Source organism: Rhizobium sp. 01L419, assembly GCF_056400025.1.
Genome location: NZ_JBFTSM010000001.1, coordinates 304,999 through 328,420, shown reverse-complemented (window position 1 = coordinate 328,420; position 23,422 = coordinate 304,999). Strand labels below are relative to the sequence as shown.

Sequence of the window (23,422 nt, the reverse complement as noted above, 5' to 3'; positions counted from 1 at the left end):
CCCCAAATCAAAGTCTGAGAATAACGAACGCGAAGTTAGGAAAGTGAATGAAGGCTATTGCAGCCTGTATCATCCTCGGGCTGCTTTTAGCTGCCATAGCCTTGCTGTTTACGGGCCACATTCTCTGGCTCATACCCATAGGTATATTGCTGAGCGGCAGCCTTGAGAGGCTCTTCATTTGGCTATTCATCGACCCTGAATTTGGGAACCGCCAACGTCATCGCCTGATCCGCGGTGTGAAAGCTGCTCCGGATCAGAACAATCCTTCGATATAACCTTGATCATTGAGGTAAATCCGCTCCGCCGACGGCGACTTCGGCAGACCCGGCATGGTCATGATCTCACCGGTGATGACGACGACGAATCCGGCGCCTGCCGACAGGCGTACCTCGCGCACCGACACCACATGCCCCTCCGGCGCCCCACGAAGATTTGGGTCGGTAGAGAAAGAATACTGCGTCTTCGCCATGCAGACCGGCAGCTTGCCGTAGCCTTGCTCTTCCCAGGCCGTGAGCTGGTCGCGCACAGACTTGTCAGCGGTGACCTCTCCGGCATGGTAGATCTTCGAAGCGACGATCTCGATCTTTTCGAGCAGCGGCAGGTCGTCGCCATAGAGGGGCTCGAACTTCGCCTGTCCGGATTCGGCAAGCTCCACTACCTTATAGGCCAGATCCTCGATACCGGCCGAACCTTCCGCCCAGTGACGGCAGAGGATGGCTTCCGCGCCGTGACGCGCGACGAAATCTTTGACGGCAGCGATTTCCGCGTCCGTATCCGAGGTGAAATGGTTGATCGCGACGACGACAGGCACACCGAAGCGGCGCACATTGGCGATGTGGCGGCCGAGATTGGAGCAACCGCGCACCAGCGCCTCCACATTCTCCGTGCCGAGATCGTCCTTCTTCACGCCACCATTCATCTTCAGCGCCCGGACGGTCGCAACGATCACCGCAGCACTCGGCTTCAGCCCCGCCTTGCGGCACTTGATGTTGAAGAACTTCTCTGCGCCGAGATCTGCCCCGAAGCCCGCTTCCGTCACGACATATTCGCCGAGCTTCAGTGCGGTCTTCGTTGCAATCACCGAGTTGCAGCCATGGGCGATATTGGCAAAAGGCCCGCCATGCACGAAGGCCGGATTGTTCTCCAGCGTCTGCACGAGGTTCGGCTGCATGGCATCCTTCAGGAGAACGGCCATAGCCCCATCCGCCTTGAGATCGCGGGCGTAGACCGGTGTCTTGTCGAAGCGGTAACCGATAATGATGTCGCCGAGCCGACGCTCCAGATCCTTGAGATCGCTCGCAAGGCAGAGGATCGCCATGACTTCGGAGGCGACAGTGATATCGAAGCCGTTCTGCCGGGGGAAGCCGTTGGACACGCCGCCGAGCGAGGACACCATGCTGCGCAGCGCCCGGTCGTTCATGTCCATCACCCGCCGCCAGGTGATGCGGCGCAGGTCGATATTCTCTTCGTTGCCCCAGTAAATGTGATTATCGATCATCGCGGCGAGCAGGTTGTGCGCCGAGGTGATCGCGTGAAAATCGCCGGTGAAATGCAGGTTGATGTCTTCCATCGGCACGACCTGCGCATAGCCGCCGCCTGCCGCCCCTCCCTTCACGCCGAAGCAAGGGCCGAGCGAGGCCTCACGTACGCAGACGATTGCCTTTTTGCCGATACGGTTCAGTCCGTCGCCGAGACCGACCGTCGTCGTCGTCTTGCCCTCGCCCGCCGGCGTCGGGTTGATGGCGGTAACAAGGATCAGCTTTCCATCCCTCTTGCCCTCCTGCGCAGCAATGAACTCGGCGCTGATCTTCGCCTTGTCGTGACCATAGGGAACAAGCTGCTCCGGCGGTATGCCGAGCTTGGCACCGATGTCGTAGATCGGCTTCTTGGTTGCCGCACGCGCGATTTCGATATCGGATTTAATGGCAGCCATGGATCAGGTTCCCGTTTGTCTGAGCGCGCGCCGGACTTGGCGTTTATTTCAATCGGATAGCGAAATATGCCTAAGCTGTGAATAGCACTGCGCCTTGCCGTCAGCCTATTCCATTGTTTATTAGGGATCAGCGATTCTAGGATTTACGGGGTAGACTATGAAATCACTCGAGCTTCTCGTCGAGCGCATCATTCTTTCCAGCCGTTGGTTGCTGGTTGTCTTCTATATCGGCCTCGTGCTGGCACTTGCCGTCTATGCCGTTTCTTTCGCTTTCAAATTCCTGAAGGTCGCCAAAAGCGTATTCGAACTCGGCGAAGCGGAAATGATCCTCGCCATGCTTGGGCTTATCGATGCGGCGCTGGTCGCAAGCCTCATCGTCATGGTGATGATCTCCGGCTATGAGAACTTCGTCAGCCGCTTCGACGAGGCCGAAGCCGATGCGGAAAACGAGGTCTCCTTCCTCGGCAAGCTGGATTCCGGCAGCTTGAAGATCAAGGTCGCCTCCTCGATCGTCGCCATCTCCTCCATCCATCTGCTGCAGGTCTTTCTCAATGTTGAACAATATACCGACGGCAGGATCATGTGGCTGACCCTCATGCACCTCGCCTTCGTGGTTTCGGCAGTCATGCTCGGCTTCCTCGAGAAGCTGATGAGCGTGACCTCGAAGAATGATTTGAAGGACAAGGCGTAAGGCGGCGTCAAGCCGGACACATCCGGCGAACGATAGCAGTGCGAAGCAACAGCGCCGCGTCGTTACGGCTTTTCACATCTGGGCATCAGTTAACCGATGCCGCAGCAGGTACGATTGCCGCCTCGGATTTTCTGGGGCATCGGACACTTTCCTTCGCATTCGGCCCGCAGAAATGAGCGCCCGGTTCTTCATCGTAAGGGATGACACCATTGATAATACCAAGCCCGATCGCCTGGGGATCAAGGATGTCCCCTCTGCCATTTGGCGGCGTGATCATCATTGTTTCGAATGTGTCGGGACTGACGCCCATTTCTTTGAAATAGGTATAAAAATCTTCACGATCAGTGTCTGTAAGCTTGTTCATCGGTCGGCTGAGGCCAAGCGCCGAATTTCCTAGAAGCCGCAACTCTCCGCCCATGAAAGCAAGAGTACAGCTCGAAAAACAGTACGCACCGCCGGCAAAGACCTCCCCTTCGGTCGGCCCGTCTTTTGCCATGCTTGATATGCAGCGCGGATCCATCATCGGACAATTCGGCAATCTCGCCCTGCCAATTGAGGTATCAAGACCCGCAGCACGGATCATGCGCCCCATCGCAAAAGCGGCATCCCTGTCGCCGCCATAGGACTGAAAGACGACGGGCAGCTTTTTTCCTCCGAGCGCCTTCAAGATCGCGCCCAGCTGAGCCGGGGTATCCGGCATAATATAGCCATCCGCAGAAATCCACTGCGTACACTCGTCCTGGCAATCGCCATGGTACATCACGAGAAAATCCATGGGATGGGTTTTAATCAGACCGCCGCCTGCATAAACCGTCGCACTCTTCACCGGGGCCTCTGCCACAGGCGCCTGCGTTACAGCTACCTCCGCCACAGGATGGCGATAGCAGACGGCGCTCGCCGCGGCGTCTTTAGGACAGAGCGGCATACCGGGCCACTCACTGAATGTCAGCACATCAGTGAGAAGACCCATTCGAACTGCGTCTTCAGGCGGTATGACTGCGATGCTTGCAGGGGTGGTCGCCATCATCACATCGACCAGATCACCACTGACGCCCATTTCCTTCAAATAGCCCGTAAGGGCAGCGGTGGCCTTCTTGCCCAGCTTGGTGGAGCTGCGCTGCCCAGCCGCCTTTCGCCCAACCTCCTTGCGGGAGACTTCCGTCTTCTTGCCGTTCACCATCTTGTATTCGATCCGGTAAGAGATACGCACCTTCTGATAGACAGTCGTGATCTGGTGGACGCCGATATAGGCCCACTGCGACGAAGCACGCGACGTGCCACCGGCCAGCACCAGAGGACACGCAGAATAGCAGAACGCACCATCCGAATAAGTATCCCCGACCGAAGTGCCATCCTTTGCGATAGCCGCAGCGCAGCGCCTATCGTCATCGGGGCAATCCTTGAGCTGCGTGCCGCCGACTGCCGTTTCAAGACCGGCCTTGCGGATCATCCGGCCCATCACATAGGCGGCATCGACTTCGCCACCCTCCGAGCGAAGGACGACAGGAACTTTCCGGTCGCCGATCTTTTTAAGAAATTTTCTCAACCGCGCTGGCGTATCGGACGTTATACGCCCCTCCGCCGAGATCCATTCAGGACAGTCTTCCAGACAGGAGAGGCTGCGCACGAGAATGAAATCCATCGGGGGCTGCCCCGCCTGTTTCTGCTTGGCAGCTTCGGAGGCAGTAGCTCCGATCGGCAAGTTCAAAAGAAACAAAATAAGTAATGATCGGAAGGATAGGCACTTCACCAAAAAAGAAACTGCAAAGCGCACGATTAGATCGCCCTAGTTGCACCTGATCATACGCTTAGCAATTGGATTAAAAGGCAGCAAGCGGGATTCCGAGGGCTTACTGCCGCCTTATTACTTTATTCTCCCATCGCAATCAGGCTGGCATTGCCACCTGCGGCAGCAGTGTTCACCGAGATCACCTGTTCCAGCGCAAAACGCTGCAGATAGGCCGGCCCACCGGCCTTGAATCCGGTGCCCGAAAGCCCTGAGCCGCCGAAGGGCTGGGTACCGACGACGGCGCCAATCATGTTACGGTTCACATAGACATTGCCGGTATCGAGCGCATCGGTGACGGTGCGGATCGTCGATTCGATGCGGCTATGGACGCCGAGCGTCAGGCCGTAGCCGGAGGCTTGGATATCCTGCAGCACCCCAGGCAAGTCCTTCGCCTTCCATCTGACGATGTGCAGCACCGGTCCGAATACTTCCTTGGTCAGCGCCGCGGCCTTGTCGAGCTCGATGATATGTGGCGCAAAGAAACTGCCTCCATCAGGCGCCTTGCCGGCATAGCGCACCTTCTGGGTCTTCTGCATGTCGGCAATATGGGCTTCCAGCATCGCCCTCTGCTTGTCGTCGATGATCGGACCGACATCGGTGGTTTCCAGCGCGGGATCGCCGAGCCGCAACTCACGTGCGGCCCCTTCAATCATCTGGGTCATGTGCTCTGCCACGTCCTCCTGCAGGAAGAGCAGGCGAAGTGCGGAGCAGCGCTGGCCGGCAGAACGGAACGCGGAGAGGATCACATCATCTGTCACCTGCTCGCCAAGCGCCGTCGCATCGACCACCATGGCGTTCAGGCCGCCGGTTTCGGCGATCAACGGCACGATCGGCCCATCCTTGGCGGCAAGCGCCCGATTGATTGCCCATGCAGTCTTGGTCGAACCGGTGAAGGCAACACCGGCAAGCGCTGCATGCGCTGTGATGGCGGCACCGACATCCGGACCACCGGGCACGAAGAGCAGCGCATCTTCCGGCACCCCGGCCTTGTGGAGCAGTTTGACCGCCTCATAGGCGATCAACGGCGTCTGCGGCGCAGGCTTTGCAAGCACGGCATTGCCGGAAACAAGGGCCGCCGAAACCTGCCCGAGGAAAATCGCCAGCGGGAAATTCCAAGGTGAGATGCAGGCAAAGACACCACGTCCGCGCCAGAGGTAACGATTGTCCTCGCCGGTCGGCCCCGGCATCTTGGTCACCGTGCCGAACAACCGGCGCGCCTCGCCGGCATAGTACCGGCAGAAGTCCACGGCCTCGCGCACTTCCGCAACGCCATCATCGAGTGTCTTGCCGGCCTCTGCGGCCAGAAGCACCAACAGCCGGTCACGATCTTCTTCCATGAGATCGGCCATGCGCTCCAGCGCCGAAGCGCGCTCTTCGACGGAACGGCGCGACCATGTCTTGAAGCCCCTGGCCGCGATGGCAAAGGCCTTGTCGATATCGGCTGCGGTGGCATTGCGAACGGAGCCAACGATCTTCGCGTGATCGGACGGCGAAATGACGGATGCTTCCGAACCGCTCGCAGCCACACCGGGGATGAGCGGCGCGGCGGAGATGGCGGCAATGCCCTTGCCGATATTGTTCATCAGCGTCTCAAGCGTCGCGCGATGGCCAAATTCCAGCCCGGCGCTGTTCTTGCGCTTGCCATAGAGCTGTAGCGGCATCGGAATCTTGCTGTTGCGGGCGCTCGCGCCGACATCGAATTCTAACTTGTCTGCCGGACGCTCCAGCAACGCCTTGACCGGCACGTTCTTGTCGCCGGCCATGGCGACAAAGGAGGAATTGGCGCCGTTTTCCAGCAGGCGACGGACGAGATAGGCGAGCAGATCCCGATAACCGCCAACAGGCGCATAGATCCGGCAGGCGATACGATCGTTGGTATCAAGCAGGTGATTGTAAAGGCTCTCGCCCATGCCATGCAGGCGCTGGAACTCGAAGCCGGAGCGGTCGTTGCCGGCAAGCTCCAGAATGGTGGAAACCGTCAGCGCATTATGCGTGGCGAATTGCGGGAAGATGCGCGCCCGCTTGTCCAGCATGTGCTGCGCGCAGGCGAGATAGGCAAGATCCGTCGCCTGCTTGCGCGTCCAGACCGGGTAGTCATCCAGCCCGCGCTCCTGTGCCCGCTTGACCTCGGTATCCCAATAGGCGCCCTTGACGAGACGCACCATCATGCGGCGGCCAAGCTTTGCGCAAAGCGCGTCGATATAGTCGATCACGGCGACCGCACGCTTCTGGTAGGCCTGGATCGCTAGGCCGAAACCATCCCAGCCGGCAAGCGACGGATCGGAAAACACGGCGGCAATAACGTCGAGCGAAAGCTCCAGCCGGTCTGCCTCTTCGGCGTCGATGGTGAAATTGAGCTGATGCGCCTTGGCCATCTGCGCAAGCTTCAGGAGGTCGGGCACGAGTTCCTTCATCACGCGGTCGCGATGGGTGGCGAGATAACGCGGATGCAGCGCCGAAAGCTTGACGGAAATGCCCATGCGATCGGGCAAGTCCTTGCCTTTAGCGTTTTTTGCCATCCAGCCGCCGATCGCCTCGATCGCCATCGCATAGGACTGCCAGTAGCGCTTGGCGTCTTCAGCCGTGCGAGCGCCCTCGCCCAGCATGTCGAAGGAGTGGCGATAGCCTTTCTCCTCGCTCTTGGCCGCACGGTTCAGTGCATCCTTGATCGTTTCGCCGAGCACGAAATGATGACCGAGGAAGCGCATGGCCTGCTTGGTGGCATTGCGCACGGTCGGCAGGCCCATGCGCTTGACGAGGCCGCGCACCACGCCTTCAGGCGTCTCGCCGGGACGGATGATGCGGGCCGAAAGGCCGAGCGCCCAGGCCGATGCCGAGACGAACCAGCTGTCGGCCTTGCCTTCATGTTCGCTCCAGCCGCCCTCCTTCAGCTTGTCCTCGATCAGCTTGTCCTGCGTCAGCGCGTCGGGCACGCGCAGCAGCGCCTCGGCAAGCACCATCAGCGCCAGGCCTTCCTTGGTGGAGAGACCATATTCCCGCAGAAAATCTTCCACGCCGCCGATCGATCCGGAATTGCTGCGGATCGCCTCGATCATGCCGCCGCCACGTTTGTCGATCGCCGCATCCTGGGAGGCTGAAAAACTCAGGCTTTTAGCGAAGCCATGCAGCAGGCGGTCATCGTCACCGGCAAATGGAGCGTTGAACGGGGCAAAAGGCGTGGAAATCTGGGTAGGCATGAAGGGTTCTCCGTGATTTCGACAACATAGCTGTTCATTCGTGGCGTTTTTCACTAAACTGTGGGCTGCCAACACGATCTTCGCCTACCGACTGCCTGAAAGGCCGCGAAAAATGAAAGAACTCGACCGTCTCGACCGCAAGATTCTCCGTGCATTGCAAAAGGAGGGACGGCTTTCCAACATCGAGCTCGCCGAGCGCGTCAACCTGTCGCCGACGGCCACAGCCGAGCGCGTCAAACGGTTGACCCGAGACGGTTATATCACCGGCTATATGGCAATCCTCTCACCGGAAAAACTCGGCCGCAATCTCCTCGTCTTCGTTCAGGTAAAGCTCGATCGCACCACGCCTGACGTTTTCGATGCCTTTGCTGCGGCAGTAAAACGCAGCGACGACGTGATGGAATGTCACATGGTCGCAGGCGGCTTCGATTATCTTGTGAAGGCGCGCATGGCGGGAATGGATGCTTATCGCCAATTCCTGTCGGAAGTGATTCTTTCCCTCCCCGGCGTACGCGAAACACATACTTATGCAGTGATGGAGGAGGTAAAAGGCACAGCTCATCTACCGGTGTAGATAAAAATCAACTTAAGCGCGTTTTTCATCTGGTTAATTTTTCACAAAATGAATTAATCAGCGTGTGCTAAGTCAATTAGGACTAGCATGTAGGCGGATTTATGTATTTGATAGCGGTAACATGGAGACTTGCGGGGGCATATAATGTCTTACATGACTACCTCTGAAAGGCAGTCATTGCTGTCGGGCGAATTGGCAGTGGCGCGTACGCGCGGCCTGTTTGCACAGGCACTGGGAAGGGTAGCGGCCGCATTCGGTTTTGAGCAGGCCACACTGCTGAACGCACCCTCGGTGGAAGATCTGCTGCTCAAGCCGCTGATCATCGAGAGCTCGCTGCCGGCTTCCTACATCAGGGATTTCGATCGCGGACATATGCTGCGCGCCTGCCCCTTTGCATCCAAGATGAGAGAATCGGCCGTACCACAGGTCTGGCACCTCAACGATCCCAGTCACGCGCAAGCTTTTCCGACCGTACTCCAGAATTTGATGCGGCAGCACGGCATGACGGCCGGCATTGCAATGCCGATCAACTCAGGCGACGGACAGCGCCTCGTCTTCTGGTTCGGCGGCGAACGTGCGCCCCTCGGACAGAGCGAGATCAACGAACTTGCAATGATCATCCTTTATGCGCTCGACACCTACAACGCGGTCAAGCGCAACGAGGGAAGCGCCCACAGCGCGCTTTCGGCGCGTGAACTGGAGGTCGTGCGCTGGACGGCGCAGGGCAAGACCTCAATCGAGATCGGCCAGATTCTGACGCTCTCTGATCACACGGTAAATGCCTATATGACCAACGCAATTAAAAAACTAGATTGCGTCAATCGCACCCAGTTGGTAGCAAAAGCCATCCGATTGAAGCTGATCAACTGAGGAATCAGAAGAGAATCAGCGCGTCATCCCGAACTGGGGAGAAACCGTGCCTCTTCGTTTCGAACAGCCGGCCATCGAGCATCGGCAGCAATCCCGCGCCCACATCGGTATCACCGATGCCGAAGCGCTGACCATGTTTGCCGCCTACCGCCTCTTCGGCTTCTGGCGGATGGACCTCGGGACAGGACATTTCTTCGCCAGTGAAGACGTCCACCAGATCTTCGATCTTCCCTACAGCGAGGGCCCGGTCAATCTGACCGAACTCATGTCGCGCATCCATGAGGAAGACCGGCTGCTGATCGCCGAAACCTTCGAGCAGGCGAGCCTTTACAGGGTCGGCTTCCACTACGTCTATCGCGTCGACAACAGGCTTGGCGGCTACAAGATGGTGCGCTCCGTCGGCCAGTTCCGCGACGATGCCAGCGGCGGCGGCATCGCCGGCATCACCTACGAATTCGTCGAAAAACTGCACATCGTCGGTTTCGAGGATGGCGGCGCGCCGCTTTAGCGGCCGGGATACAGCATTCTGCGCGGTCTAGCGGTCAAGCACCGAGCGAATTTCGACGAGGTTCGAACGCACTCTCAACATATAGAAGCCCATCGTGGCGAGATGGCTCGGCATGATCCAGCCATCCTCCCGTCCGTTGGAAATGATCGCTGGCTGGATACGAAGTGCCGCCTGGAATTGCCGTGTCGTGCCAGCCCAGATCGCCCCGAGGTTTCGCTCCGCCACAACCTGAGAGAAATCCGCCTGCGCCGCCGAAAGAATCGCGTAATAAGCGTAGAGCTGGCCATAGGCGAACCAGAACCGATCGTCGGCACGCGTATCGAACCAGCCACGATTGTGGTTTTCCGAGCGCTCGGCCAGCATGTCTGAAGTGCTGCCGAGATCGTTGGCGATGCGGTCGATGAACTGCATCAGGTTGTCGGCACGGCCGTCGAAGACCGCATTGCAGCCGGCGAGATCGGTATTGAACTTGCGCAGGCTGTTGATCGCCGCGCGATAATAGGCCGGCGTCGGCGTCTTTGGCCCAAAAGGACTGAGGCCGAAATACCAGCTAAATTCATCGAATTGCAGATTGCCGCGCGCACTTTGCAGATCATTGTTGATGCCGGACGTGCCGCGCACGCGCCCCAGCGTATCGACAAGCTCCGCCGATGTCCGACGAACCGCCTGGTTGATGCCGCGCTGGAAGGAGGCCTTGTTGTCGAGGAAGGGCGTGTGATCCCAATCCATGCCGAACAAGCCCATCTTGTAGAGCACCATCGACGATATCCAGGCATTCTGGTTGACGTTGAAATCCGTCAGATCGGCCGCGGCATCGACGATCGCCGAGCGCTGGCAGGTCTTGGCAGCAGTTCCGTCCGTCGCCGGAATTTCCTGTCCGGCAGGCACCTTGCGCTCCGAAAGGCGATACTGATCGACGAAGTTGGTGTTGAAATTCGACCAGACTTGGGTCTGCCAGATAAAATAGCCGTAGAGGACGACGAGAAGTGCCAGAAACGCGATGACCGGCAGCCGGACCATCCAGCTCCTGCGTGCATACCATCCGTGCGCGGCAAGAAACGGCCAAAAGGCCCAGGCGGCAAAAAGGCGAATCCAGCGGCTGATCGTTTGGCCGATCAGTCTGAAAAAACCGGCAATCCGGTTGAGCATCGTCGTCTCCTGTCAGGCGGCGAAAATAGGGGTACCCCCTTTCACCCACATATGCGCTCGATCGCCCAAGTACAACAACGGGAAAGGATATTTCGGCCCGAAGGGTGCGCGGGCCACACGCGACAGCCCGAAATAGGCTTCCTCGCCGCCGGTCAGGAGCGCAGCGAACGCAGGAATCCAAATCCGAACATAGGCGATTTGCGCACCACATCGATCAGCGGCGCATCGGATCGCTCCTCGGCATAGACGGGGAATTTCCGGGTAAATTCCTGGTCCGCACGGCTCTTTCGCTGGACCAGATCCTGAGGCACCAGCATGCCCTTCTCGAAAAGCGCGATGGTTTCAGCAATATTCGGAAAAAGCTCCGGCTTGATCCTCACCTTCATGCCGGGCCGGTCGGTGTCGACCTGCGCCTGATAGATGATGAGCCGCTCCTCAGTATCGACCGAAAGTTTGCGGATGAGCGCGTTGCAGCCGGCGATACGGCCGTTCAGCCTGTCGACGAAGGCCTGGAACATGCCGATGAAGCGTTCGCGCCGCTGGCTCTCGTCGCGCATCGCATGTTCCTCGACGGAAATGCGTTCGACCTCCGCCTTCAGTGCCTGACGCTCCGCCTCCATCTGCTCCCAATGTGCCTTGTTGCCATAGACGCCGATACGGCCCTGCGTGTTCAATGCCTTGGCACTGAGTTCCTTCATGCGCATCCGCGCAATGTCGATCTCGTCGACAAGCCGCCGCCGGTGCTCGACGATGTCGACGAGGCTCTGTTCAGCGCTCTTGTGACGCTCGACGAGGGATCGCCTCTGGCCGTCGAGCAGTGTCGCCAGAAGATCGGATTTCGTCAGCAGATCGAGCAGCTGTGCCACGACCGGCGCCTCGCGCACCCGTGCACTGTGCATGCGCCACATGCGCTGTCGGGAAAACCATCCGGCCATCTTTTCGCGCCGCGTCAGCCCGCGAAAACTGTCGAGATCGGCCGAGACCCTGGCCGTCAGCCGGTCGAGGGAGAAGACGAGTTCCGCAAGCAGCACATCGAGCGTCGTCGTGTCATTGAAGAAGCCCTGGAACCGCGCATTCTGCTCAAGGAAGTTCTCGTCGGACGAGCGCTCCCCGTCGCCGTCGAAGCCTGCGATGCAGGCGGCGCAATAATCCGCCTCACCTGCCATCGCCTCGGCAAGGCCGCGGGCTGCATCGTACTGGCTATCGAAAGGCGGGCTTTTGCGCACCGGGCACTCCCAGGGAATCTCCGATTTGTAGACTACTTACTCGCCGCACTAAAGAAAACAGGCATCGTTTCGTTCAGACCGGCTCGGCAATCCATTCACCATTCATTGCATCGTCCCAGTGGCGGCGGCACAGCGAAACATATTTCTCGTTTCCCCCGACATCGATCTGCGCACCCTCGTGCAGCACCTTGCCCTCGACATCGAGCCGCACGACCATGGTCGCCTTGCGCCCACAATGGCAGATGGTGCGCACCTCGCGCATTTCATCGGCAATCGCCAGCAGCTCCTGCGAGGCAGGGAAAAGCTTGCCCTGGAAATCGGTCCTCAAGCCGTAGACCATGACGGGAATGCCGAGCCTGTCCACCACGCGGGCAAGCTGCCAGATATGGTCGCGAGTCATGAAATGCGCCTCATCGACGAAGACGCAGGAGATCGGCTGCCCTTCGACGCTCAATTGCCGAACCAGCGTGTAGAGATCGCTGTCGCTCTCGAAAGGGATGGCCTCCGCTTCGAGCCCGATGCGCGAGCCAATGACGCCTCTCCCGACCCGATGGTCGAAGGCCGCGATCAACAGAACCGTGCGCATGCCGCGCTCGTGGTAATTGTAGGAGGCCTGCAATAGCATGGTCGACTTGCCGGCATTCATCGTCGAATAGTTGAAATAGAGCTTTGCCATCGGATTCTCCTTATCTGGCTTCTTGGAAGCTGGAGAACGCAAAGAAAAGCCCCGACAAACCGATAGTCACAGAAAATCCTAGCGTCGGAACCGCTAAAAGCCTTGTAAATCAGGCCTTCCCAAAATGCGGCACGTCGCAATCACATAGTCCGGAACGCCGCAAACGCGCCGAGATCGCTTGTAAAACTGGGCTATTGATGGTTGGCTTGGGAACGTAAGACTGGGAGTCTAAAATGAAAACAACAAGCGCATTCAAACTCGTCACTGTAACTGCAGTTGCAGCCCTCTCCGCTGCGACCGCTGCCTTCTCCGCAGACCCTGAAAGCTGCTCCACCGTCCATTTGTCGGACGTCGGCTGGACTGATATCACCGCCACCACCGCGACCGCATCCGTCATCCTGAAGAGCATCGGTTATCAGACCGACGTCAAGGTTCTCTCGGTGCCGGTCACCTACACCTCGCTGAAGAACAAGGACATCGACATCTTCCTCGGCAACTGGATGCCGACGCAGGAAAAGGACGTCCGGCCCTATATCGAAGACAAGTCGGTCGAATCCTTCGGCCCGAACCTTGTCGGCGCCAAATACACGCTCGCCACCAACGCCAAGGGTGCGGAACTCGGCATTGAGGACTTCAAGGATATTGCCGCCCACAAGGACGATCTCGGCGGCAAGATCTACGGCATCGAGCCCGGCAATGACGGCAACCGCCTCGTCATGGACATGATCGACAAGGACACCTTCGGCCTGAAGGATCTGGAACTCGTCGAATCCTCGGAACAGGGCATGCTTGCGCAGGTCGCCCGCGCCGACAAGTCAGGCAAGCCCGTGGTCTTCCTTGGCTGGGAACCTCACCCGATGAACACCAACTTCAAGCTGACCTACCTGACCGGCGGCGACGACATCTTCGGCCCGGACTTCGGCGGCGCCAAGGTCTTTACCAACGTGCGTGCCGGTTATCTCCAGGAATGCCCGAATGTCGGCCTGATGGTGAAGAACCTGACGTTCTCCCTCGATATGGAGAACCAGGTGATGGGCAAGATCCTGAACGACGGCAAGGAACCGGAAGCTGCAGCTTCCGAATGGCTGAAGGCGAATCCGGCAGCGCTTGAGCCGTGGCTTGCCGGCGTCACGACCCGCGACGGCAAGGGCGAAGCCCTGGCGGCCGCCAAGTCCGGCCTCGGCCTCTGATGAAATGAACGGGACGGGGCGGCTCGCCGTCCCGTTTTCATGTTCATCCCTATACCGCTCTCAACGGACAGGCGCGCGACGTGAACTGGATTTTCAACTGGCTCGTTGACGACAACGGCAAGATCCGCATCGGCGAATGGGCAAAGTCCTTCGTCGACTGGCTGACCTCGAACGGCGAATGGTTTTTCGACCGGCTGGCCTCCCTGCTGTCGCACGTCATCGACGGCCTGCTCTTCGTGCTGCAGCGGCCGCACCCGCTGATCGTTATCGCCGCGATCGCCGCCCTCGCCTTCTGGCTGCGCCGGTCGATTGCCATCACCCTCTTCACCTGCCTTGGGCTGCTGCTCATCATGAACCAGGGATACTGGAAGGAGACGACGGAGACGCTCGCCCTCGTGCTCGCCTCCACCTTCGTCAGCATGGTGATCGGCATTCCGCTCGGCATCGCGGCTGCCCGCCGCGCCTGGGTCTATTCAGCCATGCGTCCTGTGCTCGACCTGATGCAGACCATTCCGACATTCGTTTACCTCATTCCGGCGCTCATCCTTTTCGGCCTCGGCATGGTGCCGGGGCTGATCGCGACCGTCATCTTTGCAATCCCCGCCCCGATCCGGCTGACGCGTCTCGGCATCATCTCGACACCGCCCTCTCTCGTTGAAGCCGCCGTCGCCTTCGGTGCGACGCCGACCCAGGTGCTGAGCAAGGTCGAGCTTCCCTTCGCGACGCCGCAGATCATGGCAGGCCTCACCCAGACCATCATGCTTTCGCTATCGATGGTCGTCATCGCCGCCCTCGTCGGCGCTGATGGTCTCGGCGTGCCCGTCGTGCGTGCGCTGAACACCGTCAATGTCGCGAAAGGCTTTGAAGCGGGTCTCTGCATCGTCATCCTGGCGATCATCCTCGACCGCATGTTCCGGACAGCCGACGAAGGAGACGGCGCATGACCGCAGTCAATTTCAAGGACGTGAGCATCATCTTCGGCGCCCGGCCGGAAGCAGCGCTTGCCATGGTCGACCAGGGCAAATCCCGCGACGAGATCGGCGCCGAGACCGGCATGGTGCTCGGCGTGGCCAATGCCTCGCTGTCGATCGAAGAGGGTGAGATCCTGGTGTTGATGGGCCTTTCCGGCTCGGGCAAATCGACGCTGCTGCGCGCCGTCAACGGGCTTGCCCCCGTCGTGCGCGGCGATGTGGCGGTCTCGGCCGCCACCGGCCCCGTTAACCCCTATAGATGCAATGCCAGGGCGCTCCGCGACCTGCGCACCCACACCGTCTCCATGGTGTTCCAGCAGTTCGCCCTGCTGCCCTGGCGTACCGTTGCCGAGAATGTCGGTTTCGGCCTCGAGCTCTCGGGCGTGCGGGAGGCCGAGCGCAAGAGCCGGGTCGGCGAGCAACTCGAACTCGTCAACCTGACGAAATGGGCCGACCGCAAGGTCAATGAGCTCTCGGGCGGCATGCAACAGCGCGTCGGCCTTGCGCGCGCCTTCGCCACCGGCGCCCCGATCCTGCTGATGGACGAGCCGTTCTCCGCGCTCGATCCGCTGATCCGCACGCGACTGCAGGACGAGTTGCTGGAATTCCAGCGGCGGCTGAAGAAGACCATCCTCTTCGTCAGCCACGATCTCGACGAGGCCTTCCGCATCGGCAATCGCATCGCCATCATGGAAGGCGGGCGGATCATCCAGTGCGGAACACCGCAGGAGATCGTCAAGAACCCCGCCGATCAGTATGTCGCCGATTTCGTGCAGAACATGAACCCGATCAACATGCTGATGGCCTCCGACGTCATGCAGCCCGGGCTTGGCGATGCGGCAATCGGCATGTCGGTCAGCGCCACCGCGCGCCCCACGACGCCGCTTGTCGATATCCTCGACGCCCTCGCCCGCCAGCCCGGCAGCATCGGCGTGGTCGACAACGGCCAGATCGTCGGCACGATCTCAGCGCAGGATGTCGTGACCGGCCTCACGCGGCACAAGCGGAAGGAATAAGCATGTCGCGCAAAAGTGTGCAGCGGTCTTTGCGATAACTGCACGCGAAAGCGAATATGGTCGCCAAAAGCCGCTCGATCAAAACGGATACTTTAGACTTGATCCTTTAACTCCGCTTTGCCACAACGCGGGTATGAAAGAACCGTCCTCTACGCTTCGCGAAACCGACGATGAGGCCCGCAAGCTGGCGCGCACCCTGTTGCGCTCCGCCCGCTATGCGGCCCTTGCCGTTCTCGATCCTGAAACCGGCTTTCCCTTCGCAAGCCGGGTTCTTCTCGGCACCGACATAGACGGCGTGCCCGTTATCCTTGTTTCCGCGCTCTCGACCCACACGAAAGCGCTCGCCGCCGATGTCAGGGCCTCGCTCCTGACCGGCGAGCCCGGCAAGGGCGATCCACTCGCCTATGCCCGCCTGACGACCCAATGCCGCGCAGAACAGGTGGAGCGGGACACGCTCCTCCACGCGCGCATCCGCACCCGTTTCCTCGATCGCCACGCCAAGGCGAAACTCTATATCGATTTCCCGGATTTCCGTTTCTTCCGCCTCATCCCGCAATCGGCCAGCCTCAATGGCGGCTTCGGCCGTGCCTACATTTTGGACGGCAGCGATCTTGTGATTCACTCCCAGGCAAATGACGACATCGCTGAAAAAGCTGACGCTCCAGTGCAAGATTTAGTAGCGCGCCATCCGGACCTGATGTTAGCGCTGACATCGCGGCTGAAGGCACCTGAAGCAGGCCCCTGGCGCATATGTGGGGTAGATTCGTCAGGTTTTGATATGATTTCAGGTGACTTATTGTTGCGTTACGAGTTCGATATACCCGCAGAGGATTTAGATCACATTTGTTCAAACATATCTAAAATAGCATACCTGATACCTTAAATTTAGGTATATACAATCTTCAAGCCCAATTGCTAGTTTTCGCCGTCAGTCAAATAACCGTCTGACGGCCTGTGCCTGTACGGATGATGTACGTTTCGCATTAGGAAGAAGAAATATGGAAACCTCTGATTTGGCCGAGCACACCAATGTGGCGGCAGCTTTATTATCGGCCATGGCCAACCCCAAGCGTTTGCTGATCCTCACCAGCCTGGTAAAGGGAGAAGTGCCTGTCGGCGTTCTCGCCACCCAGGTCGGCCTGAGCCAGTCGGCCCTCTCCCAGCATCTGTCGAAATTGCGCGCTCAGAAGCTGGTCAAGACCCGTCGTGATGCACAGACGATCTACTATTCAAGCAACTCCGAGCCAGTCATGAAAATCCTCGCAACACTCGAGGATATCTACGTGACGCAGAACCGGAGCAGGTCTGCAGCCTGATGTCAGTGCTGACATGACGTCAGCCTGAGCAGCGTCCCGAAGGAATTATTTCCGCGGACGCCGCTTGTGCTATTTTTCAGCACGCCAAGCTTAGAGACCGGCAACTCGCAAGAGTTGCCGGTCTCGTTTGATTGAGACAAGGCAGGGTTAGCTGCCCACCACTCCGTTATTGCCGCGTGTCAGCACGACGAGCGACGGACGGGCCGGCACGCCCGGCTTGAAGTCCGGCCAGTTGGTGCCGGCATCTTCCATCGAGGTTGCGTCCTCGTTGTCGGCCATGCGCAATTCGCCCGGATGCTGGACCGAGAGGAATACGCTGGAGCCGTCGGAAGTGAAGGTCGGCGAGCAAGTCTCCGAACCGACAGGCGCGATATAGATGAGCTTCGGCAGGGCGCGCCCCGGACCTTCCGTATCCATCACATAGACGGAATCGGCAATGCCTTCTGGCGGCGGACCGTCGGTGGTCACCCAAAGGCGGCCTGCCGGATCGACAGCCAGGTTATCGGGGTCGGTGAACCAGCCGGCCGAGGTGGTCGCCGGATGGAACATCGCCTGGTCTTCGGGCTTGGCCGGATCGCCGCAGAGAACGAAGACATCCCATTTGAAGCTCTCGGCTGCGTAGTCCGGCTTGTCCGGACCGCCGGGAGCCACCAGTTCCAGCAGATGTCCATGCGGGTTGGGGCCACGCGGATTGGCGACGTTGACCTGTTCCTTCTCGTCGTCACCCTGGCCCTTCGGCAGGCGATCCTCGTTCTCGGTCATGGCGACATAGAGTTTGCCGGTGCCGAGATGCGGAATGAAGCCTTCCGGGCCGTCCATCGGCGTAGCAGCAACCAAGTCCGCTGCAGTGCGCGTGGCGAGAACGACGTCGGCCTGCGTCCTGAAGCCGGCTTCCGCCGTCAGCGGGCCTTCGCCGGCGATCAGCGGGATCCAGCGCATCGTGCCGTCGCTTTCGAACTTGGCGACCGACAGCGTGCCATGGTCGAGCAGATCCTTGTTGGCGGCGCGATCGCTAGGGTTCCACGGGTCGCGGGTGACGAAGCGGTAGATATATTCGAAATCGTCATCATCACCCATGAAGACCACGACGCGGCCATCGGGGGCGACGCAACATTGCGCACCCTCGTGCGTCATGCGGCCGAGCGACGTGCGCTTGACCGGCTTTGCCGAGGGATCGAACGGATCGATTTCGACCACCCAGTCGAAGCGCATCCACTCGTTCGGCTCTTCCTCGAACTTGAAGCGCGGCTCGACGCGGCTGACGGAATAGATGTCGTTCTCATCCTCGTCCCAGCCCTGGCGTTCGACCAGTTCCTGGTTCGGCAGTTTTTTATAGTCGCCGGCAAAGACGTCCATTGCGCCTTCTTCGCCAGAGAGCATCGTGCCCCAGGGCGTGATGCCGCCATTGCAGTTCGAGATCGTGCCGAAAACGACGGTACCGGTCGGATCAGCCTTCGTCTTGAGACGGTCGTCACCCGTCGCCGGGCCGGAAATGCCGATTTCCGTGCTCATGTGGATGCGGCGGTTATACTTTCCGTCCTTGACCACCTGCCATTGGTTGCCGTCCTTGCGCACTTCCAAAACAGAGACGCCGACAGCCGCCATGACGGCCCGGATCTGATCCTCGGTCATTTTCTCGCGGTAGTTGTCCGCTGTCAGACCCGGAAACATCAGAAAGGGCGTCGCATATTCATGACTGACGACCAGCAGGCCGTGATCGGAGCTCTTCTCACCCCACGGCAGCGGCAGGAACTGCGTGAAGTCGTTATTGTAGCCGAACTGGCGCTCGGCGGCTTTGCCGTCGAGCTTGGCGACATCGAATTCCGGGCTGTCGGCAAAGAGAGCGTCACCCCAGCGCACGAGGATCTGGCGCTCGTAACCATCAGGCCAGTGATCGGCGGTGTCGCGCACGCGCTTCAGTTCGGGGAAAGTAAGCGTCGAATCCGCAGCTTCTGCCTTCGTTGCTTCGAGCGCCGGCGCAAAAGCGGCCGCCCCCATGGCTGCAATGAAGCCCTTGAGAACGGCACGGCGACGAACGCCTTCTTCGAGAATGGTGCCGTAGCTCGGCGCAAATGCACGCCGCGGATTTGGGCGCGGCCTGGTTTTCTGGCGGTCCGTCATGACTACCTCCGGTAAAAGTGGTTGAATTTCAAGGAAATGAATGAAACGTCCTTGGCCATTGCGGCCATCGATTTTTGTAGCAATGCCGGGCGAAGGATTGATGACGCTCGAGTGTCCGGGAACGGCAGAGGCGGCGCTTCTCCGGCTTGACGCCTTGCCGGGCGCTGATAATTTGACCGGGCAGTAAAAATAAACGGCGCAAAGCCTTGAACGGGACCGACCTCCCCGACCGCCAGGAGAACAGCATGTCCAACCGCCTGAATGCAACGCCAAACGACCTTCGCGCCTTTTGGATGCCCTTTACCGCGAACCGCCAGTTCAAGAAGGAACCGCGCCTCTTCGTGAGCGCGAAGGACATGTACTACAAGACCCATGACGGCCGCGAGGTTCTGGACGGTACGGCTGGCCTCTGGTGCGTGAATGCCGGCCACTGCCGTCCGAAGATCACGGAGGCGATCAGCGAGCAGGCGGGCGAACTCGATTACGCCCCGGCCTTCCAGCTCGGCCATCCCAAGGCTTTCGAGCTTGCCAACCGCCTGGTCGACATCGCGCCTGATGGCCTGGATCACGTCCTCTTCACCAATTCCGGTTCTGAATCGGTGGAAACGGCGCTCAAGGTGGCGCTCGCCTATCATCGCGTGCAGGGCAATGGCTCACGCTTCCGCCTGATCGGCCGCGAGCGTGGCTATCACGGCGTCAACTTCGGCGGCATCTCAGTCGGCGGCATCGTCACCAATCGCAAGATGTTCGGCACGCTGCTGACCGGCGTTGACCACATGCCGCACACCCACCTGCCCGGCAAGAACAACTTCACCCGCGGCGAACCCGAGCATGGCGGCGATATCGCCACCGAACTCGAGCGCATCGTTACCCTGCATGACGCTTCCACGGTCGCTGCCGTCATCGTCGAGCCGGTCGCCGGCTCCACCGGCGTTCTCATTCCGCCGAAGGGTTATCTGCAGAAGCTGCGCGAAATCTGCACCAAGCACGGCATTCTGCTGATCTTCGACGAAGTCATCACCGGTTTCGGTCGTTTGGGCGCTCCCTTTGCCGCCCAGTATTACGACGTGAAGCCCGATATCATGGTCACCGCCAAGGGCCTGACCAACGGCGTCATCCCGATGGGCGCCGTCTTCGTGACCTCGGAAATCCATGATGCCTTCATGAACGGCCCCGAGCACATGATCGAGTTCTTCCACGGCTATACCTATTCCGGGAACCCGATCGCCTCGGCCGCAGCACTCGCGACGCTCGACACCTACAAGGAAGAAGGCCTGCTGACCCGCGCAGCCGAGCTTTCCGACTACTGGGCCGATGCGCTGCACTCGCTGAAGGATTGCCCCAATGTCATCGACATCAGAAATACCGGCCTTATCGGCGCGATCGAACTCGACCCGATCGCCGGTGAGCCGACCAAGCGCGCCTTCACGGCCTTCCTCAAGGCTTACGAAAGCGGACTTTTGATCCGCACGACAGGCGACATCATCGCGCTCTCCCCGCCGTTGATCATCGAGAAGAAGCACATCGACGAGCTCTTCGGCAAGCTGCGTACGATCCTGCAGAACAACATCTGATCTCGATAGTCCCGACTTGAATTCAAGGGCGAGGCTCCGGCCTCGCCTTTTCTTTTGATGTCGGCGACCTTGATCGCGTTATCGGTCTCCGGTGTCAGGGATTTCCTCCAGACAGGGCAAACCAACCCAATGGAGATCCCATGCCAAGACTTGTCTTTATTCTCCCCCTGCTCCTGCTGCTGGTATCGGCAGCACATGCCGGAACCGGCTTCCGTGAAATCACCCTGCCCGGCAAAAACACCGATCGTCCCGTCCATGTCAGCATCTGGTATCCGACGGCATCAGATGCCGCCCCAGTCCTTCTGGGCGAAACGCCGGCCTTTATCGGCCAGCCCGTCATCAGGGATGCCGAACCCGTGCCCGGCCCACATCCGTTGGTCGTGCTCTCCCATGGCTATGGCGGAAGCTGGCGCAACCTCGCCTGGCTCGCCGCCGATCTCGTGCACGCAGGCTATGTCGTCGCTGCACCCGATCATCCCGGCACGACCACATTCGATATGCGGAAGTCTGACGCTGTCGAATTATGGAGGCGCCCCGGCGATCTCAGCCGCACGATCGATGCTCTGCTCGACAATACGGATCTGACGGGCGGCGTGGCATCCGATCGGATTGCCGCGATCGGCCATTCGCTCGGCGGCTGGACGGTCGTCGAACTGGCAGGCGGTCGTTTCGATGCGGCTGTTGTGACGAAGAATTGCATGGCTGACTTCGGCCAGCTCTATTGCAGGATATTCGACGCACTGGGCATCGGGCGCGATGCCTCCTCCAGTGCTGCGCTGGCCGCCGATCTCAGCGATCCGAGAATCCGTGCCGTCGTGTCACTCGATCTCGGACCCGGTCGTGGGCTGACACCAGCGAGCCTCGCGGCAGTCCATATCCCCATCATGGTGCTGGGCGCTGCGGCAGATGTCGACGCGGACACGGCAACCAGGGCGGACATAGCCGCCACCAACAAGGATTCAGGCTACGTAGCCCGCTATCTGCCGCCAGCGACCACCAAATACAGCCTTATCCCGGGATCGCTGCATTTCAGCTTCATGCAGCCTTGCAAGCCCGGCGCCGCCGAGTTGATCGAGAAAGAGGCGCCAGGCGAAAGCATCGTCTGCCGAGACGGTATCGGCGCGGATCGAGGAATGATTCATCGGCAGGTTGCCAGCATGGTCACGGATTTCCTGGGAACGGCGCTCCCTCGACAATAGCGCGGCTCCTCAGCTCCAGCGCTTGCGGCGGACCAGATTCCCGCAGGCACCTGTCATGAAAACGAATTGCCTCAGGAAACGGAGGCAATCGACAAGCAGAGGGCGAATTTTTTGACGAGCCGGCGGTCGAAATGGCCCTCATTCGCCAACATCCAGGTCAGTGCCTCCTTCGCGCTCCAAGGGGCCTTGTAGGGGCGCGCTGACGTAACGGCGTCATAGACATCGCAGATCGCGGCAAGGCGCGCGTGAAGGCTGATCTCGCCGTGGGACAGCTTGCGCGGATAACCCTTGCCGTCGATCCGTTCATGATGATTGAGGCAGACGTCAAGAACGATTTCGGACATGCCCTCCTGACGCGACAGGATCGCATGCCCCTTTTCCGGATGGTCACGGATCAACTGGATCTCGGCTTCGTTCAGGCGTCCTTCCTTGTTGAGCACTTCAAGCGGAATTTCGAGCTTGCCGACATCGTGCAACAGCCCTGCCGTGCCGAGCGTCTGCACCACTTTCTCGTCCAGTCCGAGATGGCGGCTGAAAAGGATCATCAAGGCACTGACCGAGAGTGAATGGATGAAAGTCACCTCGTCCTTGGACTTCAGCCTGGTAACACTGATGAAGACGGCAGGATGGTCATCCATCGATTTCGAAACGGATGAAATGACCGGCTCGACCTGATCGACAGTGATCCCGTCCCCGCCCTGCAGCCGGCCGAAGACGTTCTCCAGCACCTCCACGGATTTCTGAATGGTCTCGCGCGCCGCCTTGACGTCGATCTCGAGCTTGCGAGAGGCGTCCCTGACATCGAGGCCCTTGGTGGTGTTGATCACGACGGCCGTGTTAGCGCAATCATTAAGCTTCAGCGTATCGCTCTCGCGCCGCAGTAAGAACCGTCGCCGAGACAGAAGAGGATCGTGCCAGATGCCCTCGACCATCTCGATAAACATTCCGGTCCGCACCTGCCTGGCTTCAATACGCTTGAGCATCCAGATATCTGTCCCGCTATATCCCTGCCTCGACAAATCGAATATTTTATTGCAATGCAACAAAACACTAGGAAATAATAGTTATACTAGGACTCTTAGAATCAATTGTTAATTGGCGTGAATACATGATCTACAACAAGGATCGTTGGCGAAATTTCCAGATATCTGCTTATCCGCGGCCATCGATATGTTCTGTCGAAGAAGATCCGCTTCGGCTTTCTGCAAAAGCCGCAAGTCACATAAGACTGAAAGCACCCTATCAGAGAACATCGCCTGATGGTCGCAGGTTGTGACTGCCGTGACACGGCCACGCCAAGCCTGTGAACGATCGAGATGAGGCAGACCGAAAATTGCGGGAAATGGACTGAAAAATCAAAAAATCGGGCGCAATCTTTCCATATCGGGCGAAAACAAACCCTATCTTGTTATCATCTTGCGG

At 59.4% G+C, this 23,422-nt stretch carries 20 protein-coding genes; 12 read left to right on the top strand and 8 right to left on the bottom strand.

The window, feature by feature from the left end; translation table 11 throughout:
- Nucleotides 1-47 precede the first annotated feature (47 nt).
- Nucleotides 48-275 (top strand): hypothetical protein, encoded by a 228-nt coding sequence (locus AC1DUP_RS01615; protein ID WP_113297526.1) that lies wholly within the window; start codon nucleotides 48-50, stop codon nucleotides 273-275.
- Here the strand turns inward: AC1DUP_RS01615 and AC1DUP_RS01610 are convergent.
- Nucleotides 254-1,933 (bottom strand): formate--tetrahydrofolate ligase, encoded by a 1,680-nt coding sequence (locus tag AC1DUP_RS01610; protein WP_113308782.1) that lies wholly within the window; start codon nucleotides 1,931-1,933, stop codon nucleotides 254-256. The two genes, AC1DUP_RS01615 and AC1DUP_RS01610, sit on opposite strands and share 22 nt — an antisense overlap.
- Nucleotides 1,934-2,090: 157 nt before the next feature.
- Between AC1DUP_RS01610 and AC1DUP_RS01605 the strand changes: the two genes are divergently transcribed.
- On the top strand, nucleotides 2,091-2,624 hold the full coding sequence (locus tag AC1DUP_RS01605) for a TIGR00645 family protein (protein WP_113308781.1): 534 nt from the start codon (nucleotides 2,091-2,093) through the stop codon (nucleotides 2,622-2,624).
- A gap of 85 nt (nucleotides 2,625-2,709) precedes the next feature.
- Here AC1DUP_RS01605 and AC1DUP_RS01600 read toward each other — a convergent pair whose 3' ends face one another.
- Together AC1DUP_RS01600 and putA are read right to left on the bottom strand one after the other, a co-directional pair.
- Nucleotides 2,710-4,398, bottom strand: a complete 1,689-nt coding sequence (locus tag AC1DUP_RS01600) for a COG3904 family protein (protein ID WP_477831916.1) — start codon at nucleotides 4,396-4,398, stop codon at nucleotides 2,710-2,712.
- A gap of 95 nt (nucleotides 4,399-4,493) precedes the next feature.
- The gene (gene putA, locus AC1DUP_RS01595) at nucleotides 4,494-7,610 is read right to left on the bottom strand and encodes a bifunctional proline dehydrogenase/L-glutamate gamma-semialdehyde dehydrogenase PutA (RefSeq protein WP_477831915.1); all 3,117 of its coding nucleotides are present in this window, start codon (nucleotides 7,608-7,610) and stop codon (nucleotides 4,494-4,496) included.
- 112 nt (nucleotides 7,611-7,722) lie between these two features.
- On the opposite strand from putA, the gene AC1DUP_RS01590 reads away from it, so the two are divergent.
- The 3 genes from AC1DUP_RS01590 (at nucleotide 7,723) to AC1DUP_RS01580 (ending at nucleotide 9,562) form a co-directional block, all read left to right on the top strand.
- The gene (locus tag AC1DUP_RS01590; protein WP_113297521.1) at nucleotides 7,723-8,184 is read left to right on the top strand and encodes an Lrp/AsnC ligand binding domain-containing protein; all 462 of its coding nucleotides are present in this window, start codon (nucleotides 7,723-7,725) and stop codon (nucleotides 8,182-8,184) included.
- A 144-nt stretch (nucleotides 8,185-8,328) separates the two neighbouring features.
- Nucleotides 8,329-9,054 (top strand): helix-turn-helix transcriptional regulator, encoded by a 726-nt coding sequence (locus tag AC1DUP_RS01585; protein WP_113308778.1) that lies wholly within the window; start codon nucleotides 8,329-8,331, stop codon nucleotides 9,052-9,054.
- Between the two features lie 46 nt (nucleotides 9,055-9,100).
- Nucleotides 9,101-9,562: a PAS domain-containing protein gene (locus tag AC1DUP_RS01580; protein WP_113308777.1), complete on the top strand. Its 462-nt coding sequence runs from the start codon at nucleotides 9,101-9,103 to the stop codon at nucleotides 9,560-9,562.
- Between the two features lie 27 nt (nucleotides 9,563-9,589).
- Here the strand turns inward: AC1DUP_RS01580 and AC1DUP_RS01575 are convergent, their stop codons facing one another.
- From AC1DUP_RS01575 to AC1DUP_RS01565, 3 genes are all read right to left on the bottom strand, one after another.
- Nucleotides 9,590-10,711, bottom strand: a complete 1,122-nt coding sequence (locus AC1DUP_RS01575) for a DUF2333 family protein (RefSeq protein WP_113308776.1) — start codon at nucleotides 10,709-10,711, stop codon at nucleotides 9,590-9,592.
- Nucleotides 10,712-10,863: 152 nt separating this feature from the next.
- Nucleotides 10,864-11,937 (bottom strand): hypothetical protein, encoded by a 1,074-nt coding sequence (locus AC1DUP_RS01570; RefSeq protein WP_113297517.1) that lies wholly within the window; start codon nucleotides 11,935-11,937, stop codon nucleotides 10,864-10,866.
- Nucleotides 11,938-12,010: 73 nt separating this feature from the next.
- Entirely contained in the window at nucleotides 12,011-12,613 is a 603-nt protein-coding gene (locus AC1DUP_RS01565; RefSeq protein ID WP_113308774.1) for a thymidine kinase, read from the bottom strand.
- A 233-nt stretch (nucleotides 12,614-12,846) separates the two neighbouring features.
- Here AC1DUP_RS01565 and AC1DUP_RS01560 point away from each other — a divergent pair, with 233 nt between their 5' ends.
- From AC1DUP_RS01560 to AC1DUP_RS01540, 5 genes are all read left to right on the top strand, one after another.
- Nucleotides 12,847-13,803, top strand: a complete 957-nt coding sequence (locus AC1DUP_RS01560; RefSeq protein ID WP_477831914.1) for a choline ABC transporter substrate-binding protein — start codon at nucleotides 12,847-12,849, stop codon at nucleotides 13,801-13,803.
- Between the two features lie 89 nt (nucleotides 13,804-13,892).
- The gene (gene choW / locus AC1DUP_RS01555) at nucleotides 13,893-14,747 is read left to right on the top strand and encodes a choline ABC transporter permease subunit (RefSeq protein WP_113297645.1); all 855 of its coding nucleotides are present in this window, start codon (nucleotides 13,893-13,895) and stop codon (nucleotides 14,745-14,747) included.
- Nucleotides 14,744-15,790 carry a choline ABC transporter ATP-binding protein gene (gene choV, locus AC1DUP_RS01550; protein WP_113297514.1) on the top strand — a complete coding sequence of 349 codons (1,047 nt, stop codon included), beginning with the start codon at nucleotides 14,744-14,746 and terminating at the stop codon, nucleotides 15,788-15,790. The genes choW and choV overlap by 4 nt, the downstream gene beginning before the upstream one ends.
- Before the next feature lie 133 nt (nucleotides 15,791-15,923).
- Nucleotides 15,924-16,673 (top strand): HugZ family pyridoxamine 5'-phosphate oxidase, encoded by a 750-nt coding sequence (locus tag AC1DUP_RS01545; RefSeq protein ID WP_477831913.1) that lies wholly within the window; start codon nucleotides 15,924-15,926, stop codon nucleotides 16,671-16,673.
- A gap of 115 nt (nucleotides 16,674-16,788) precedes the next feature.
- A complete protein-coding gene (locus AC1DUP_RS01540; protein ID WP_113208129.1) occupies nucleotides 16,789-17,106 on the top strand; it encodes an ArsR/SmtB family transcription factor in 318 nt (105 codons plus the stop codon).
- 147 nt (nucleotides 17,107-17,253) lie between these two features.
- Here AC1DUP_RS01540 and AC1DUP_RS01535 read toward each other — a convergent pair whose 3' ends face one another.
- The gene (locus AC1DUP_RS01535) at nucleotides 17,254-19,227 is read right to left on the bottom strand and encodes a PhoX family protein (RefSeq protein WP_477831912.1); all 1,974 of its coding nucleotides are present in this window, start codon (nucleotides 19,225-19,227) and stop codon (nucleotides 17,254-17,256) included.
- Nucleotides 19,228-19,472: 245 nt separating this feature from the next.
- Between AC1DUP_RS01535 and aptA the strand changes: the two genes are divergently transcribed.
- Together aptA and AC1DUP_RS01525 are read left to right on the top strand one after the other, a co-directional pair.
- Nucleotides 19,473-20,801: an omega-aminotransferase AptA gene (gene aptA / locus AC1DUP_RS01530; RefSeq protein WP_477831911.1), complete on the top strand. Its 1,329-nt coding sequence runs from the start codon at nucleotides 19,473-19,475 to the stop codon at nucleotides 20,799-20,801.
- Nucleotides 20,802-20,941: 140 nt separating this feature from the next.
- Nucleotides 20,942-22,000, top strand: a complete 1,059-nt coding sequence (locus tag AC1DUP_RS01525) for an alpha/beta hydrolase family protein (RefSeq protein ID WP_477831910.1) — start codon at nucleotides 20,942-20,944, stop codon at nucleotides 21,998-22,000.
- 71 nt (nucleotides 22,001-22,071) lie between these two features.
- On the opposite strand, the gene AC1DUP_RS01520 is transcribed toward AC1DUP_RS01525, so the two are convergent.
- A complete protein-coding gene (locus AC1DUP_RS01520) occupies nucleotides 22,072-22,983 on the bottom strand; it encodes an HD-GYP domain-containing protein (RefSeq protein ID WP_113297509.1) in 912 nt (303 codons plus the stop codon).
- Nucleotides 22,984-23,422: the final 439 nt, after the last annotated feature.